11 protein-coding genes are annotated in these 15,267 nt (G+C 57.5%); all 11 read right to left on the bottom strand.

Annotated elements, in window-relative coordinates; translation table 11 throughout:
- Positions 1-148: 148 nt before the first annotated feature.
- The 11 genes from H2O17_RS06005 to pafA all read right to left on the bottom strand — a co-directional run bounded on the left by H2O17_RS06005 (position 149) and on the right by pafA (position 15,258).
- Positions 149-1,627, bottom strand: coding sequence for a glutamate synthase subunit beta (locus tag H2O17_RS06005; RefSeq protein ID WP_182048863.1), 1,479 nt, complete (start codon positions 1,625-1,627; stop codon positions 149-151).
- The gene (gene gltB, locus H2O17_RS06000; protein WP_246311169.1) at positions 1,620-6,131 is read right to left on the bottom strand and encodes a glutamate synthase large subunit; all 4,512 of its coding nucleotides are present in this window, start codon (positions 6,129-6,131) and stop codon (positions 1,620-1,622) included. Before gltB ends, H2O17_RS06005 begins: the two co-directional genes overlap by 8 nt.
- Before the next feature lie 111 nt (positions 6,132-6,242).
- Positions 6,243-7,238 carry a prolipoprotein diacylglyceryl transferase gene (gene lgt, locus H2O17_RS05995; RefSeq protein ID WP_425486296.1) on the bottom strand — a complete coding sequence of 332 codons (996 nt, stop codon included), beginning with the start codon at positions 7,236-7,238 and terminating at the stop codon, positions 6,243-6,245.
- Between the two features lie 132 nt (positions 7,239-7,370).
- Complete coding sequence (trpA, locus tag H2O17_RS05990; RefSeq protein ID WP_182048860.1) at positions 7,371-8,162, bottom strand: tryptophan synthase subunit alpha; 792 nt, start codon at positions 8,160-8,162, stop codon at positions 7,371-7,373.
- Entirely contained in the window at positions 8,159-9,385 is a 1,227-nt protein-coding gene (trpB, locus tag H2O17_RS05985; RefSeq protein WP_182048859.1) for a tryptophan synthase subunit beta, read from the bottom strand. Before trpB ends, trpA begins: the two co-directional genes overlap by 4 nt.
- Before the next feature lies 1 nt (position 9,386).
- Positions 9,387-10,208 (bottom strand): indole-3-glycerol phosphate synthase TrpC, encoded by an 822-nt coding sequence (gene trpC, locus H2O17_RS05980; protein ID WP_182048858.1) that lies wholly within the window; start codon positions 10,206-10,208, stop codon positions 9,387-9,389.
- A 50-nt stretch (positions 10,209-10,258) separates the two neighbouring features.
- Entirely contained in the window at positions 10,259-11,821 is a 1,563-nt protein-coding gene (locus tag H2O17_RS05975) for a chorismate-binding protein (protein ID WP_182048857.1), read from the bottom strand.
- Entirely contained in the window at positions 11,818-12,222 is a 405-nt protein-coding gene (gene hisI, locus H2O17_RS05970; protein WP_182048856.1) for a phosphoribosyl-AMP cyclohydrolase, read from the bottom strand. The genes H2O17_RS05975 and hisI overlap by 4 nt, the downstream gene beginning before the upstream one ends.
- On the bottom strand, positions 12,219-12,989 hold the full coding sequence (gene hisF, locus H2O17_RS05965) for an imidazole glycerol phosphate synthase subunit HisF (RefSeq protein ID WP_182048855.1): 771 nt from the start codon (positions 12,987-12,989) through the stop codon (positions 12,219-12,221). The genes hisI and hisF overlap by 4 nt, the downstream gene beginning before the upstream one ends.
- A 59-nt stretch (positions 12,990-13,048) precedes the next feature.
- Positions 13,049-13,876 (bottom strand): FKBP-type peptidyl-prolyl cis-trans isomerase, encoded by an 828-nt coding sequence (locus H2O17_RS05960; protein WP_182048854.1) that lies wholly within the window; start codon positions 13,874-13,876, stop codon positions 13,049-13,051.
- Positions 13,877-13,890: 14 nt separating this feature from the next.
- Positions 13,891-15,258, bottom strand: coding sequence for a Pup--protein ligase (gene pafA / locus H2O17_RS05955; RefSeq protein ID WP_182050963.1), 1,368 nt, complete (start codon positions 15,256-15,258; stop codon positions 13,891-13,893).
- Positions 15,259-15,267: the final 9 nt, after the last annotated feature.

Raw genomic sequence — 15,267 nt, 5'->3', positions numbered from 1 at the left:
AATGGTTGTAACAACCACAAAATGATTACTGGACAAATTGGACGAAACAGTCCCAAAAGCCTGATATATCAAGCTTTTGGGACCGTACATGCAATGCATCACACCCACGCGAGTGCGGTTTCACTACAGAATCAGCTACGCGGTTTCACTACAGAGTCAGCGAAAGGTCTCCTGCCCGGACCGGAGCGTGAAGCGCGCTCTCAGTGCCACTGAGATAGCTGTCTACGCTCTTGGCAGCGGCACGACCTTCTGCAATTGCCCAAACGATGAGCGACTGGCCGCGCCCCGCGTCGCCAGCCACAAACACACCGGGTACGTTCGTGGTGAAATCTTGGTTGCGCTCAATACGCGCCCGCTTATCTAGGTTCAAGCCGAGCTGGTCCACGATTCCTTCATTCGGAACACCAACAAAGCCCATGGCAAGTAACACCAGCTGTGCCGGAATAACCCGCTCACTGCCTTCGATGGTAGTTAGGCGCCCTCCAACGAACTCAACATCGGTCAGGCGCAGATGGGAAACAGCGCCCTCACCAGAAGTTCCATCAGAGAGGAACTCAACGGTAGACGTCGAGTAGAGGGTTTGCCCGCCCTCCTCCATGGATGTCGAGACCTTGTAGAGCTTCGGGAAGGTTGGCCAAGGCCAATTCTCCGGGCGCTGCGTGGATGCCTGCGGCATGATCTCCAGCGAGGTGATCGAACGCGCACCCTGGCGAACAGATGTACCAATGCAGTCCGAACCAGTGTCTCCACCGCCAATCACCACAACGTCCTTGTCCGCAGCGGTGATGTCATCCTCGATCTCCAAGCCATGCACCCGACGAGTCGAAGTGGTCAGAAACTCTACAGCCTGATGAATACCACTGAACTCGCGTCCCGGCACCGGAAGATCACGCCCAATAGGTGTACCGATCGCCAAAACTACCGCGTCGTATCCCTGAAGAAGCTCTGAGGCATTGTGTCCGGCCTCCCCAATGGAAGCGTCGTTGTAGAAACGGGTCCCTTCAACTTCCATCTGCGCAAGACGCCGTTCAAGAACGGACTTCTCCAACTTGAACTCGGGAATGCCGTATCGCAGAAGCCCCCCGGGAGCATCGCTCTTCTCATATACGGCAACGGTGTGACCTGCGCGCGTCAGCTGCTGCGCGGCTGCGAGGCCGGCAGGCCCAGAGCCAACAACTGCAACCGTCTTGCCAGTGAGATACTCCGGAATCTGAGGTGTGACCAAATCAGCTTCCCATGCCTCATCAATGATGGAATGCTCCACCTGCTTGATTGTCACGGGCTCCTGATTGATTCCCAACACGCATCCCGATTCGCACGGCGCCGGGCAGAGGCGTCCCGTGAACTCTGGGAAGTTGTTGGTGGCATGAAGGCGATCAATTGCTTCGGGTAGATTCTCACGCCACCGCAAGTCATTCCATTCCGGAATGAGGTTGCCAAGCGGACAGGAGAAGTGGCAGAACGGAATGCCACAATCCATGCAACGGGAGGCCTGGCGCTTCAGAATCGCCGAGTTATCTACCTTCGAATCCTGAATTTCTTTCCAGTCCATGATTCGAACTGGCACTGGGCGCTCAACCGGCAGCTCCCGCTGGCGGTGCTTGAGAAAACCTTTCGGATCAGCCACGAGATGCCTCCATAATCTTGGTCCACACGGTGTTATTGGTGATGTCCAACCCGTCAGCCTCAGCATTTGCCAAAGCGGCAGTTAGACGTGCATAGCTGCGAGGTACAAGCTTCGTGATACGGGAGTATCCCTCAGTTGCGAGAATTGCCTGAGCAACTGCAGAGCCCGTGAAGTCCACGTGCTTCTGAAGCAGTTCCTTGAGTTCAGCCACATCCTGTTCATCCGGAGATGTAATGATGAACGCGCCGTTCGCGGCGGCATCTGGGTTGAGCGCCTTGGAGTCAAAGTCGAGCACGTATGCTGCGCCTCCCGACATACCTGCACCGAAGTTGCGGCCCACTTGACCAAGCACCAAGAGAACGCCACCCGTCATGTACTCCGCGCAGTGGTCACCGGCACCCTCTGAGACGAGGGTTGCGCCAGAGTTGCGCACTCCGAAGCGTTCGCCCACCAAGCCACGAAGGAAGATCTCACCGGAAGTCGCGCCATATCCAATGACGTTTCCGGCAATGACGTTCTCTTCCGGGGCAAAGGAGCTCAGTTGATCCGGCCGCACACAAATCCGGCCACCAGAAAGCGATTTGCCTACGTAGTCATTGGCATCGCCAACCAGCCGGAGCGTGATTCCCTTGGGTAGAACAGCACCGAATGATTGGCCAGCTGAACCGCGCAACGTGATGTCGATCGTGCCATCGGGAAGTCCCTTGCCACCGTATCGCCGCGTCAACTCAGAACCGAGCATCGTGCCAACAGTACGATTGACATTATGGATCGGAAGATCCACCGCCACTGGCGTGCCACTGACGAGCGCGTCTTGGCAGATCTCAATAAGAGTGACATCTAGGGCATGTTCTAACCCATGATCCTGGCCAACGCTCTGGTAGAGAGTCGCTCCCGGGGTCGCTTCTGGCTTCGCCAGAACCGGTGTCAAGTCCAGTCCGGAGGCCTTCCAATGGTTGACGGCGCTCTTTGTATCTAGCAACTCCACATGGCCAACTGCTTCCTCTATCGAGTGAAGCCCGAGCGAGGCAAGGATCTCGCGAACCTCCTGCGCAATGTACTCAAAGAAAGTCACCACGTATTCAGGCTTGCCACTGAACCGCTTGCGCAGTTCAGGGTTCTGAGTTGCCACACCCACAGGGCACGTGTCTTTGTGGCACACCCGCATCATGACGCACCCGGAGACCACCAGAGGAGCCGTTGCAAAACCGAATTCTTCGGCGCCGAGCAGTGCGGCCACCACTACGTCACGGCCAGTCTTCAGCTGCCCGTCGGCCTGCACCACAATACGATCGCGCAAGTTGTTCAGGACCAGCGTCTGCTGTGTTTCGGCCAAGCCAAGCTCCCATGGAGCACCGGCATGTTTGATGGACGTGAGAGGAGCTGCGCCGGTTCCGCCGTCGTGACCGGAAATAAGGACGACGTCGGCGTGCGCCTTGGCTACACCGGCCGCTACTGTTCCGACTCCAACTTCGGATACGAGCTTAACGTGAATGCGAGCCCTTGGATTTGCATTCTTCAAGTCGTGAATAAGCTGAGCCAGATCCTCAATCGAATAGATGTCGTGATGAGGCGGTGGAGAAATCAACTCCACACCCGGTGTCGAGTGGCGCACTTCCGCCACCCACGGATACACCTTCTGGGCGGGTAGCTGGCCACCTTCACCAGGCTTCGCACCCTGTGCCATCTTGATCTGGATATCGTCGGCGTTGACGAGGTACTCGCTCGTTACGCCAAATCGGCCAGAAGCAACCTGCTTAATCGAGCTGCGGCGTACCGAATCGTAGAGGCGTTCGGGCATCTCGCCGCCTTCGCCAGTGTTCGACTTGGCACCAATGCGGTTCATCGCCACCGCGAGAGTCTCATGGGCCTCCTGCGAAATGGATCCGAATGACATGGCGCCTGTGGAGAAACGCTTCATGATGGATCCGATGGGCTCCACCTCGTCGATCGAGATGGGATCAAGTTCGCCTTCCTTGAGGCGGAACAGGCCTCGGAGCGTCATGAGATGCTCAGCCTGGTTGTCCACCAAACCGCTGTAACGCTTGAACTCGTCATAGCTCTTCGTCCGAGTGGAATGCTGGAGCAAGAACACCGTCTCAGGGTTAAACAGATGCTCTTCGCCATCTCGTCGCCACTGATACTCGCCGCCGGTCTCAAGCGCCCGATGGGCGGGGGTGATACCCAGCGAAGGGTAAGCCACGACGTGGCGCAGAGCTACCTCATTGGCAATCACGTCTAGACCAGCTCCCCCAAGAGGGGTTGGCGTACCTGTGAAGTACTCGTCAACCAGCTCTTGCGACAAGCCAATGGCCTGGAACACCTGAGCACCTCGGTACGAAGCAACTGTGGAAATACCCATCTTGGACATCACCTTGAGCAGGCCATGCCCAAGCGCGTCGATGAGATTGTGGGCAGCTTTCTCTGGGGAAACCTTGACCTCACCGGTGCGGGCAAGGTTTTCTGCAGTCTCCAAAGCGAGATACGGGTTGACTGCCGTCGCACCATATCCGATAAGAAGTGCCACATGGTGGACCTCACGCACATCGCCGGCCTCAACGAAGATTGCGCACTTCGTGCGGGTCTGGCGCCGCAGAAGATGATGGTGAACGGCCGATGTGAGAAGGAGTGAGGGAATTGGCCCAAGCTCACCGGATGAATCACGATCCGACAGTATGAGGAAAGAAGCGCCAGCCTCAATCGCCGCATCGGCTTCCGCGCAAATCTCATCGATTCGTACCCGTAGCGAGGCTTCCCCGCCCGAGACTCGGTAGAGGCCTGAGATTGCAACCGCAGAAAGCCCTTTACCTAATTCCGGGTAACGCCCGATGTTGCGAATCTTGGCGAGTTCGTCGTTGTCGATCACTGGGAAGTCAACAACCAACTTGCGCGCATGCTCCGGGAGCTCCGCGAGAAGGTTTGGTTCGCGGCCAGCTGCCGAGACCAAGGAGGTGACAAGCTCTTCGCGGATGGCGTCGAGCGGAGGGTTGGTTACCTGAGCAAACTGCTGGCTGAAGTAATCAAAGATGAGGCGAGACCGATCCGATAGCACTGCGATCGGCGTGTCCGAACCCATCGATCCCTTGGCTTCAGCACCGCCAGCCGCCATCGGCTTGACGATCATTCTGATCTCTTCGTTTGTGTAACCAAACACCTGCTGGCGCCGTGTGACAGATGTGTGGGAATGGTCAACGTGTTCGCGTTCGGGCAGGTCAGACAGGCGAACCGTGTTCTCGCTAATCCAAGCGCCGTAAGGTGCGGCATTTGCCAACTTGGACTTGATCTCATCATCCTCGATGATGCGGTGTTCCTGCATATCAACAAGGAACATTTTTCCTGGCTGCAGTCTGCCCTTACGCACAACCTGCTCAGCGGGAATGTCCAGCACACCGGATTCGGAGGCAAGAACCACCAACCCAGAATCACTGACCCAGAATCGTCCAGGCCGCAGCCCATTGCGGTCGAGCACGGCGCCCAACTGAACGCCGTCTGTGAACGTGATAGAGGCTGGCCCGTCCCATGGCTCCATGAGGTTTGCATGGTACTGGTAGAACGCACGCAGCTTCGGATCCATGTCCGAATTCTGTTCCCACGCTTCCGGGATCATCATGCGCACAGCGTGAGGAAGTGATCTCCCCGAAAGATACAGGAGTTCAAGAACTTCGTCGAAGCTAGCCGAATCGGAGGCTGCCGTGTTGACAGGGAGCAGTTCGTCGATTGAGCCAAGGGCCTCTGCATGCAGTTGGCCCTCGCGAGCTGCCATCCAATTGCGGTTGCCGCGCACGGTGTTAATCTCACCATTGTGAGCCACCATTCGGAACGGTTGAGCGAGTGGCCACGATGGGAACGTGTTGGTGGAGAAGCGCGAGTGAACCACAGCCAGAGCCGATTCAAGGAGCGGATCAGACAGGTCCAAGAAGAAGGGCTGAAGCTGCTTGGTAGTGAGCATGCCCTTGTACAAGAGCGTGCGCGAAGATAGAGACGCGAAGTAGGTTCCGGCGAGTTCTGCCCGCTTGCGAACCCGGAATGCTTTGCGGTCCAGTTCGATGCCGGTTGTGCCTGCTGGATCAGCAAGGAACAGCTGGCGGAACGTGGGCATACAAGCCATCGCTGTGGGCCCAATCATCGAAGAATCGATGGGCACAGTACGCCATCCAAGCACGTCCAAGCCCTCTTCGCGCGCGATCGCTTCTATCTCCGCGACGGCCTCACCGCGTTCCCCAACTCTGGGAAGGAACGCAATACCCACCGCGTAGTGGCCGGGTTCAGGAAGCGAGAAGCTCGTGACAGAGCGCAGAAACGCATCAGGAACCTGGAGCAGAATCCCGGCCCCATCTCCTGTGTTCTCCTCGGCACCTACCGCACCTCGATGATCGAGATTCTCCAGTGCCGTCAATCCGAGATCCACAATCTCGCGTGACTGTTCGCCGCTCAGGTTAGCCACGAAGGCAACACCACAAGCATCGTGTTCGTACTCGGGGCGGTAAAGACCTGTTGTACTCACGTTGTCCTCCTGAATTCCTACGCGCATACTCAGCGCTTCACACTAATGAAACACCGGCGCCCTAGGCCCAGGAAGCCCTATCTCAGAATGTGGACCCCTAATTTGAGACACTCACACAGTGTCGTCTGGCCGAGCCTCTGGAAGTGCCTGGTCACCAATATCCGACAGAGATTGGCCTTCTTCTACCTCATCGGAGTGCTCCAGGGATTGTTCCTGATCGGTTGCTGAATCGCCTTCCGACTCTTCGGACTTGTGCAAGCCGTTTTGCTCAGCGGCCCGCTTCTTCTCAAACCTCTCACGCGCATCTTCCGATAGCCAAATGTCGTTCGCATGAGGGTTGTTCCGTGCGCGGCGACGAAGCACGAAAAGCGCGATCGTTCCACCGACAAAGACGAGAATAGCGGTCCACACGTTCAGGCGCAGTCCAAGGATGTGGTGCGCCTCGTCAATTCGCATGTTCTCGATCCAGAAGCGGCCCGCGGTATAGATCATGACGTAGGCTGCAAATGCTTGGCCAGCCACCAACGTGAACTTCTTTTCGAGTGCTACCAGCACCACGGCACCCAGGAGGCACCAGATCATTTCATACAGGAATGTGGGATGGAAGAGCGTTCCGGACGCGTATCCACCGGGAAGGTGGGCGTCGTCGATCTGCAACCCCCACGGAAGGGTAGTCTCGCGCCCAAACAACTCTTGGTTGAAATAGTTGCCGAGCCGGCCAATAGCTTGCGCCACCAGTAAAGCAGGCGCAAGCGAATCGGCGACTGGCGCCAACCGGAGCCCAGCGCGGTGGCATCCGATAAGCACGCCTACACCGCCAAGCGCAATAGCTCCCCAGATCCCGAGGCCGCCCTCCCAGATGTACAGCGCTTTGATGGGATTCCTGCCCTCACCAAAATAGAGCTGGTTGTCGGTGATGACGTGATAAATGCGGCCGCCGACGATTCCAAAGATCACTGCCCACCCTGCGATATCGATGGTGACATCAGATGGACCGCCTTTCGCCCTATACCGCCGGTCCAAAATCCACCACGCTATGCCAATGCCAATCATGATGGCGATTGCATACGCCCGAATCGGCAGTGGGCCAAGGTGCCAAACTGCCACCGAGGGTGATGGTATCGATGCCAGGATCATAGAACTATCCAACTCTTCGCAAACAGGAATACAGCCCCGCGGGCGCAGTGCCCGGCAAGAACCATTCCACGAGACTACCCGACTTTTCCCAGCCGGATGATCTCACTCCCCGTGCGCACCTGCAGCTAGAGCTTCTGCCGTAGCTGCTAGGTTGCGCAGTGCCCGCGATTCGTCTTCCTCGAACAGAGTATTGACCAGAGCCGAACCAACGATCACGCCGTCAGCATAAGCTGCCACTTCGCGCGCTTGATCCGGAGTGGAGACTCCAATACCAACGCACACGCGTTCCGCACCCGCATTGCGAGTACGCTCCACCAAAGCGCGCGCACCCGAATCGAGGCTCGACCGCGTACCAGTCACGCCCATAGTTGAGGCCGCATAGACAAATCCACGCGAAGCTTGCGCTGTCAGTTTGAGCCGATCGGGGCGCGAGGACTGAGCCACAAGGAACACCCGATCAAGGTCGTATTCGTCTGATGCTGTGATCCATTCCCCAGCCTCTTCAGGTATAAGGTCTGGAGTGATGAGGCCCGCTCCCCCTGCATTAGCGAAATCCCGGGCGAACTTGCCTACCCCATACCTGAAGATGAGGTTGTAGTAGGTCATGATGAGCGGAACTGTGCCCGTCTTGGCCACGGCCTCCACACAGTGGAATACATCCCTCACACGGAAGCCGCCCGCAAGAGCCTGCATTGCCGCCTTCTGGATGGTGCCACCATCCATGCTGGGGTCAGAGTACGGCAATCCCAACTCGATGATATCCGCACCGGATTTTGCGAGCGTTGTGGCGGCATTGATACTGCGGTCCACATCAGGAAAGCCTGCGGGCAGATACCCGACGAATGCGGCTTGACCAACCCGTGTGCGAGCGTCGATTGCATCGCCAGCCCTCATCGCTGTTCACCCTTTCCTGAGATTCCAAAGTATGTCATCGCGGTTTCCACATCCTTGTCACCACGACCCGACAGGCTCACCAAGATAGTTGGAGGTTCCTCACCATTTGCCTGAGTTTCCCTACCCAGCTTCAGAGCTCCAGCCAATGCATGAGAAGACTCAATTGCCGGGATGATGCCCTCTTCTCGGCACAACAAACGGAAGGCTTCCATGGCCTCGTCGTCGTTAATAGGGCGATACTCAGCCCGGCCAATCGAAGAAAGCCACGCGTGTTCAGGGCCAACGCCCGGATAATCCAGACCGGCAGAAATTGAGTGAGACTCAACCGTCTGGCCGTCCTCATCTTGCATAAGGAAACTTCGCGATCCTTGGAATACTCCCAGCGTGCCACCGTTGATGGAAGCCGCAGTGCGCCCACTCTCTATACCCTCACCGCCAGCTTCGAATCCGTACAGCCGCACCGATGGGTCATCAAGGAACGCGTTAAACATTCCAATCGCGTTGGACCCGCCGCCGATGCACGCGCACACCATGTCTGGGAGTTCGCCAGTCAAACTGAGAACTTGCGCGCGTGCTTCTTCACCAATGATCTTTTGAAGATCCCGGACGAGTTCCGGGAAAGGATGCGGGCCAGCCGCCGTTCCGAAGATGTAGTTGGTCGAATCGACATTCGTTACCCAATCGCGGAATGCCTCATTGATGGCGTCTTTCAGCGTGGCTGAACCGGCTGAGACAGAGACAACCTTGGTGCCCAGAAGTTCCATGCGAGCAACATTGAGGGCCTGACGTCGAACGTCCTCGGCCCCCATGTATACCGTGCAATCGAGTCCCAGCAATGCCGCAGCGGTGGCCGTGGCAACACCGTGCTGACCCGCACCGGTCTCTGCGATGACACGGGTCTTGCCCACTGCACGTGTCAATAGTGCCTGGCCCAGAACGTTGTTGATCTTGTGGGAGCCGGTGTGGTTGAGATCCTCTCGCTTGAGGATGATCCGGGCGCCGCCAGCATGCTGCGAAAACTTGGGGACTTCGGTGATAATCGACGGCCGTCCGGTGTACGTGCGATGCAGATGATCGAGTTCGGCACGAAATTCTGGGTCAACCTTGAGCTTCTGCCATGCTTCCGAGAGCGAGTCCAGTGCTGAAATCAGCGCTTCAGGCACATAGCGCCCACCAAACTCTCCAAAGTAGGGGCCGTGGGCCTCTCCCAAGATTTGTGACACGTCATCTCTCCATTGCGTCGAGGGAAGGATGCTGACCAGCAGCAACCATGTCCCGAATTACCGAAGCTGGGTCACCACTTGTGACTAGCGCCTCGCCTACAAGTACTGCGTCGGCTCCCGAACGTGCGTAACTGACGACGTCCTGAGCCCCACGGACACCCGATTCGGCCACACGGGTGACATAGCCGGGAAGGACATCAACCACTTCTTCAAAGACGGAACGATCCACTTCGAGAGTCTTGAGATTGCGAGCATTGACGCCAATGACGCGCGCACCAGCATCGATCGCACGGCGGGCCTCTTCCCGATCATGAGTCTCTACTAATGCCGTCATTCCGAGCGACTGAACACGTTCGATGTACGACGTGAGGACGGTCTGTTCAAGTGCCGCAACGATAAGCAACACCATGTCTGCACCGTGAGCCCTCGCCTCCCAGATTTGGTAGGGAGTGACGATGAAGTCCTTGCGAAGCACGGGAATCGAAACGTTTGCACGCACCACATCCAGATCAGCGAGCGATCCCTTGAACCTCCGCTCCTCCGTCAGAACGGAAATCGCCGCAGCTCCACCAAGTTCATAAGCAGACGCGAGAACCGCCGGGTCCGGAATCTCAGCGAGGGCGCCTTTGGACGGGCTCGAACGCTTACATTCAGCAATGATCGTGACACTACGGTGGTCACCGGCCCCACGAAGAGCGGCCTCCGCATTGAGGGCACCCGGGATCCTGCTAGCCCGCTCCTTGAGCTGGTCCAGACTTACCTTTGCTTCTCGGCGGGCAAGATCTTCACGCACCCCAACGATAATGTCATCAAGTACTGACATGTGGTCCTCCGTCCGTTCGTCGCAACCATACCCGGGATGTTAAACCGGCCTCAGTTACGTCCATGTGTCGGTGCAATCGTGCCGGCGATCTGAATGGCACGGACTGCTGCCGCCGCTTTGTTCTTCGTCTCTATGAACTCCGTTGTGGGCACTGAATCCGCCACGATTCCAGCTCCCGCCTGAACTGTGGCTTTTCCGTGCGACAGCACGGCGGTGCGGATAGCGATAGCAAGGTCAGCGTTGCCACTGAAATCGAGATAGCCGATTACTCCACCGTAGATGCCTCTACGAGCTGGCTCAAGTTGGTCAATCAGCTCAATTGCCCGCGGTTTGGGCGCGCCGGAGAGCGTGCCTGCCGGGAACGTTGCAGCTAGGCAATCCACCGCGGTGCACCCTTCGGCCAAGGTACCTGAAACGGTGGATGAGATATGCATGATATGGCTGAAGCGCTTGATCTCCATGAACTCAACTACCTCAACTGTGCCGGGTTCGCACACCTTCGCCAAGTCGTTTCGAGCGAGGTCCACGAGCATGACATGTTCGGAGAGTTCCTTAGGATCTTTCATGAGGTCTTTGGCCAGCTCGTGGTCCTCGCGCCGCGTGGTACCTCGAGGCCGGGATCCGGCAATGGGGAACGTGGTCACGCTTCCGCCTTCAAGCCGCATCAACGTTTCAGGTGATGAGCCAACCACGCAGAAGCCCTCTGGATCATCCGTTCCGTCTGCCAGCCGCAGGCAGTACATGTAGGGGCTCGGGTTGATGGTACGAAGGACACGGTAGACGTCTAGCGGATCTGATGGACAATCGATATCCGCCCGCTGAGAAAGCACCACCTGGAACACTTCGCCGTCACGGATTGCTTCTTTACCGGACTCGACAGCAGCTTCGAACTGGTCCGATGGCGTGCGCATTTCCGGTTCAGCTGGTTGGCATCCAGATACCCCCACAGCATTCAGAGAAAGCGGAGCGTTGAGAAGCTCAGTCATTTCATCGAGGCGTGCCGCAGCTTGAGCGTAAGCACGCTCCACGCCGTCAGGCGTGTCATTCCAGTTCACCGCATTTGCGATGAGCCACACCGTGCCTTTCTTGTGATCTACAGCAACCATATCGGTCGCCAAGCACATCACGGCATCAGGCGTTGTGAGCTCGCGAGGAGCCTTCCGCCTCAGCTTGGGTTCCCAATCACTTAGCGTGTCCCATCCAAGCGCTCCCACGAGGCCACCGGTCAGTGGAGGCAGACCAGGTAGAGCTTCAGTATGCAAAGCAGTGAGCGCAGAATCCAGAAGCTCCGTAGTCTGACCTTCAACCTTCAGGCCCTGCGGAACCTCGCCAATCCAGCGAGCTGTTCCGTTTTGTGCCACCAGCTGAGCGGGCGAACGCACACCCACGTAGGACCAGCGACTCCACGTCCCGTCGTGCTCGGCTGATTCAAGTATGAACGTGCCCGTTCCTGTGGCGAGCCTGCGGTAAATGCCTAACGGCGCGGCGTCGTCGAGCAAAACCTGCTTGACAACGGGAATTACCCGTCGGTTGTGGGCGAGTTCAACGAAGCCCTCCACTGAAGGCCACACCTCGCCCCATGTGAGATTGATTGGGCCATCCGATGCGGTCATGACTCCACCTCCTGAGCCAACGCGTGGCTTTCAGGCAGCTTCTGATCAATCACAACCGCTTCAAGCTCACCGCCGGCCTCAAAACACGTGCGTGTGCCAGTGTGGCATGCGGCGCCAACCTGAATGGCGTGAACCAGCACGCAATCGCCGTCGCAATCGAGCTCAACTTTTCGAACCAGCTGAATATGCCCAGACGTATCACCCTTACGCCAATACTCTTGCCGCGAACGAGACCAAAACCAGACACGACCTGTCGAGAGCGTGCGCGCTAGGGCCACATCATTCATGTAGCCAACCATCAACACTTCGTCGTTCTCAGCATCCTGAATAACGGCTGCGATGAGGCCGTGGTCGTCAAACTTCAGGCGCGAAAAGAGATCTTGCGGCAACGTATCAGTCATCGAACTTCATATCCTTGTGCACGTAGGTGATCCTTCACCTGGGAGATCGAAAGGGTAGCGAAATGGAACACGGAAGCTGCCAAGACCGCATCAGCGCCTGCCCGGACGGCTGCCGAGAAATCCTCAACCTTCCCAGCGCCACCTGACGCGATGAGTGGAAGTGATACAGAATCACGAATAGCCGAAGTCATCTCAAGATCAAATCCGGTCTCCGTGCCGTCAGCATCCATCGAGTTCAGAAGGATCTCACCGGCACCAAGTTCCTGCCCACGCCGCGCCCACGCAAGGGCGTCTATACCCGTGGAGCGCTTGCCAGCATGGGTAGTCACTTCGTACCCGGATGCAGTGTGCACATCGGCGCTCACACGGCGCGCGTCCAGCGACAGCACGATGACTTGGCTACCGAACTGATCGGCGATCTCGCTGATCAGTTCGGGTCGAGCAACCGCAGCGCTGTTGATTTCGATCTTGTCTGCGCCCGCCTCCAGGAGCACGCGAACGTCGTCGACACTGCGAATACCACCGCCCACAGTAAGCGGCACAAACACCTGTTCTGCCGTACGGCGCACGACTTCAAGCATTGTTCCACGCCCGTCAGCAGTGGCCGAAACATCGAGAAAGGTGATCTCGTCTGCCTTTTCCGCATCGTAGATGCTGGCCAGCTCCACAGGATCGCCCGCATCACGCAGGTTCTTGAAGTTCACGCCTTTGACCACGCGCCCACCTGTGACGTCCAGACACGGAATGACACGAATCGCTACTGACACGGTGCTCCTATCGCTCAATGATGATGCAAGATTACCGCCTAGGTAGCCACAACCTGCTCTCAGTCCATCACAGCAAGGATGTCAACGATCGCAACTCGATCGCCATCACCTGCCGCTTCAGCACTCGGAATGAGCACTACAACGCGTGAATGCACTTTCTGATCGGCGAGTCCATCACGCAAACCCTCCATGACGGTCGAAAGATCAACGCTCACCGCCCCCGTACCATTCCACGTCGTGTCAATGACCGATCCGCTGGCGTCAGCAATTACGTATTGAATGGCTACCGTGGAATCGCTGAGGACCTGCTCCCCCGATCCAGTCACAAGTTCGACCGTGTGGAGACTATCGATCGCCCCGCCACCAGCAGAGATCGCAGGGCCGCCACCGTCCGCCGTTTCGAGCGTAGGCATTCCCTCCGGAAGAGGATCGGGTAGATCGGCCGCGTCACCACGCGCAGTGGTGTACAGAATATCGACGACGACGACCTCCACCGCCGTCGAATCCCCCGCAACCAGTCCGGGTCGTTCCACGAGGATGCGGCTGCCTTCAGTCGAGCCCACGATGATGTCGGCCAAATCGCCTACGCCTTCGGAATCAGCTGCTGCGAGACGAACTGACCCAGTCGCGTAGTTCTCAATGATCTCGCCAGTGCGAGAGTCGAACGAGGTGGCGCGGAACAGCACCGTAGCACCACTATGCACCTCGTTTCCGCTTCCCTCAGTAACCACCTTCGATGTTGCGGACTCAAGATTGGGTGCTTCTGCCACCGAGATCGTTACAGGTGCACCCAGATCGCCCGTAATCTCTATCCTGCCGGCGGTGTAGTTGGCATCGGATCCGCAACCAGCCAGGACCGCCAACGCCAACGAGAGTGCAGCTAACAACGCGCGCACCTGCACTACCGCATCTCTGCCATGAGTTCGTCAACTCGTGGGTTGACGGTCTCAAACGGATCCTTCAACACCACCGACCGTGTGCCCTGTGCTTCCAGCAATCGTAGGTTCATCCAATCGGCCATGTAGTCCTGACGAAGCTCCTGTGCTCGCTTAACGAACCCGCCGCGTAGCTTTGCCCGCGTTGTCTGTGGAGCGATGGTCATAGCGTTGGTCGCGGACTCCGGTGAAATGATGCGCCGGAGAAGCCCGGACTGCTCCATCGACTGATAGAGCCCTCCCTCTGTGATGTCGTGGTATGCCAAGTCCAGCCGAGCTATACGCGGATCGGAAAGGCTAAGCCCTCCCCTCTCCTGGTAGCGCGAGATAAGGCTGAGCTTTGCCGCCCAATCGATCTCAGTGACAATGCTCGAATAATCACACGCCTCCACAGCATCGATCGCGCGGCCCCACAGGTCCAAAGCATAGGAACGGGTGTTATCCAGTTCGCTCGTGTATCCCTTGCGATCAAAATGACCCAGAACGGCATCCCGGAATCGCCTCTGTACCTCGATTGGAGTAATCGTTCCGCCTGCCGCCAACTCCAGCGAAGCACGTCCACTCAGATCCAGACTTGTGGCGCGAATAGCAGCCATCGGATCCGCCAACTCGAGGTTCGGCAAGATGCCGCCATCCTCAACCATCACGAGGAGTGCTTCTGTGGCGGCCATCTTGAGTGCGGTAGTAGCCTGCGCAATATTGGAATCGCCAACAATCACATGCATGCGCCGGTAGAGTTCTGCGTCGCCATGGGGTTCATCGCGCGTATTGATCATCGGGCGGGCCCGGGTGGAAGCAGACGATATCGCGTCCCACATCTGATCCGCACGTTGCGAGAACTCATAAGCTACCACGCCGTCTTGGTCCCGATGAAGATGACCAGCGCCAGCCACGATCTGACGAGTGACGAAATACGGCAACATGGCCGAGATCCGTGCCCGATAGTCGGGACGTCTGCGAACCAAATAGTTCTCGTGGCAACCGAACGAATTGCCCTCTGCATCATTGTTGTTGCGGAACAGATGGATCCGGCCAGCAACACCGTCATCAACTAGACGCTTATTGGCCGTGGCCGCCAATTCGGCAAACAGCAGCTCACCGGCACGGTCATTCGCAAGAAGATCATCGATTGTGTCGCATTCGGCAGTCGCATACTCCGGATGAGAGCCCACATCGAGATAGAGCCGAGCCCCGTTGGAAAGGAACGTGTTAGTAGAACGTCCCATTTCAATGACCGGTTGAAAGAGTATTTGTGCAGATTCTTCGGGATCGAGCGGAGTGGGACCTCCTTGAGTGGATGCACAGGTGAGACCATATTCAGTCTCGATCCCCATCACTCGACG

It is taken from the genome of Changpingibacter yushuensis (assembly GCF_014041995.1).
Taxonomy (GTDB): Bacteria; Actinomycetota; Actinomycetes; order Actinomycetales; family Actinomycetaceae; genus Changpingibacter; species Changpingibacter yushuensis.
This window is presented reverse-complemented; position numbering and strand designations above follow the sequence as displayed.

Coding starts and splice junctions, on each gene's coding strand:
- trpA (WP_182048860.1), bottom strand. CDS start 8,162: ATGAGGGCTGGCGATGCAATCGACGCTCGCACACGGGTTGGTCAAGCC.
- trpC (WP_182048858.1), bottom strand. CDS start 10,208: ATGTCAGTACTTGATGACATTATCGTTGGGGTGCGTGAAGATCTTGCC.
- H2O17_RS05975 (WP_182048857.1), bottom strand. CDS start 11,821: ATGACCGCATCGGATGGCCCAATCAATCTCACATGGGGCGAGGTGTGG.
- hisI (WP_182048856.1), bottom strand. CDS start 12,222: ATGACTGATACGTTGCCGCAAGATCTCTTTTCGCGCCTGAAGTTTGAC.
- pafA (WP_182050963.1), bottom strand. CDS start 15,258: ATGGGGATCGAGACTGAATATGGTCTCACCTGTGCATCCACTCAAGGA.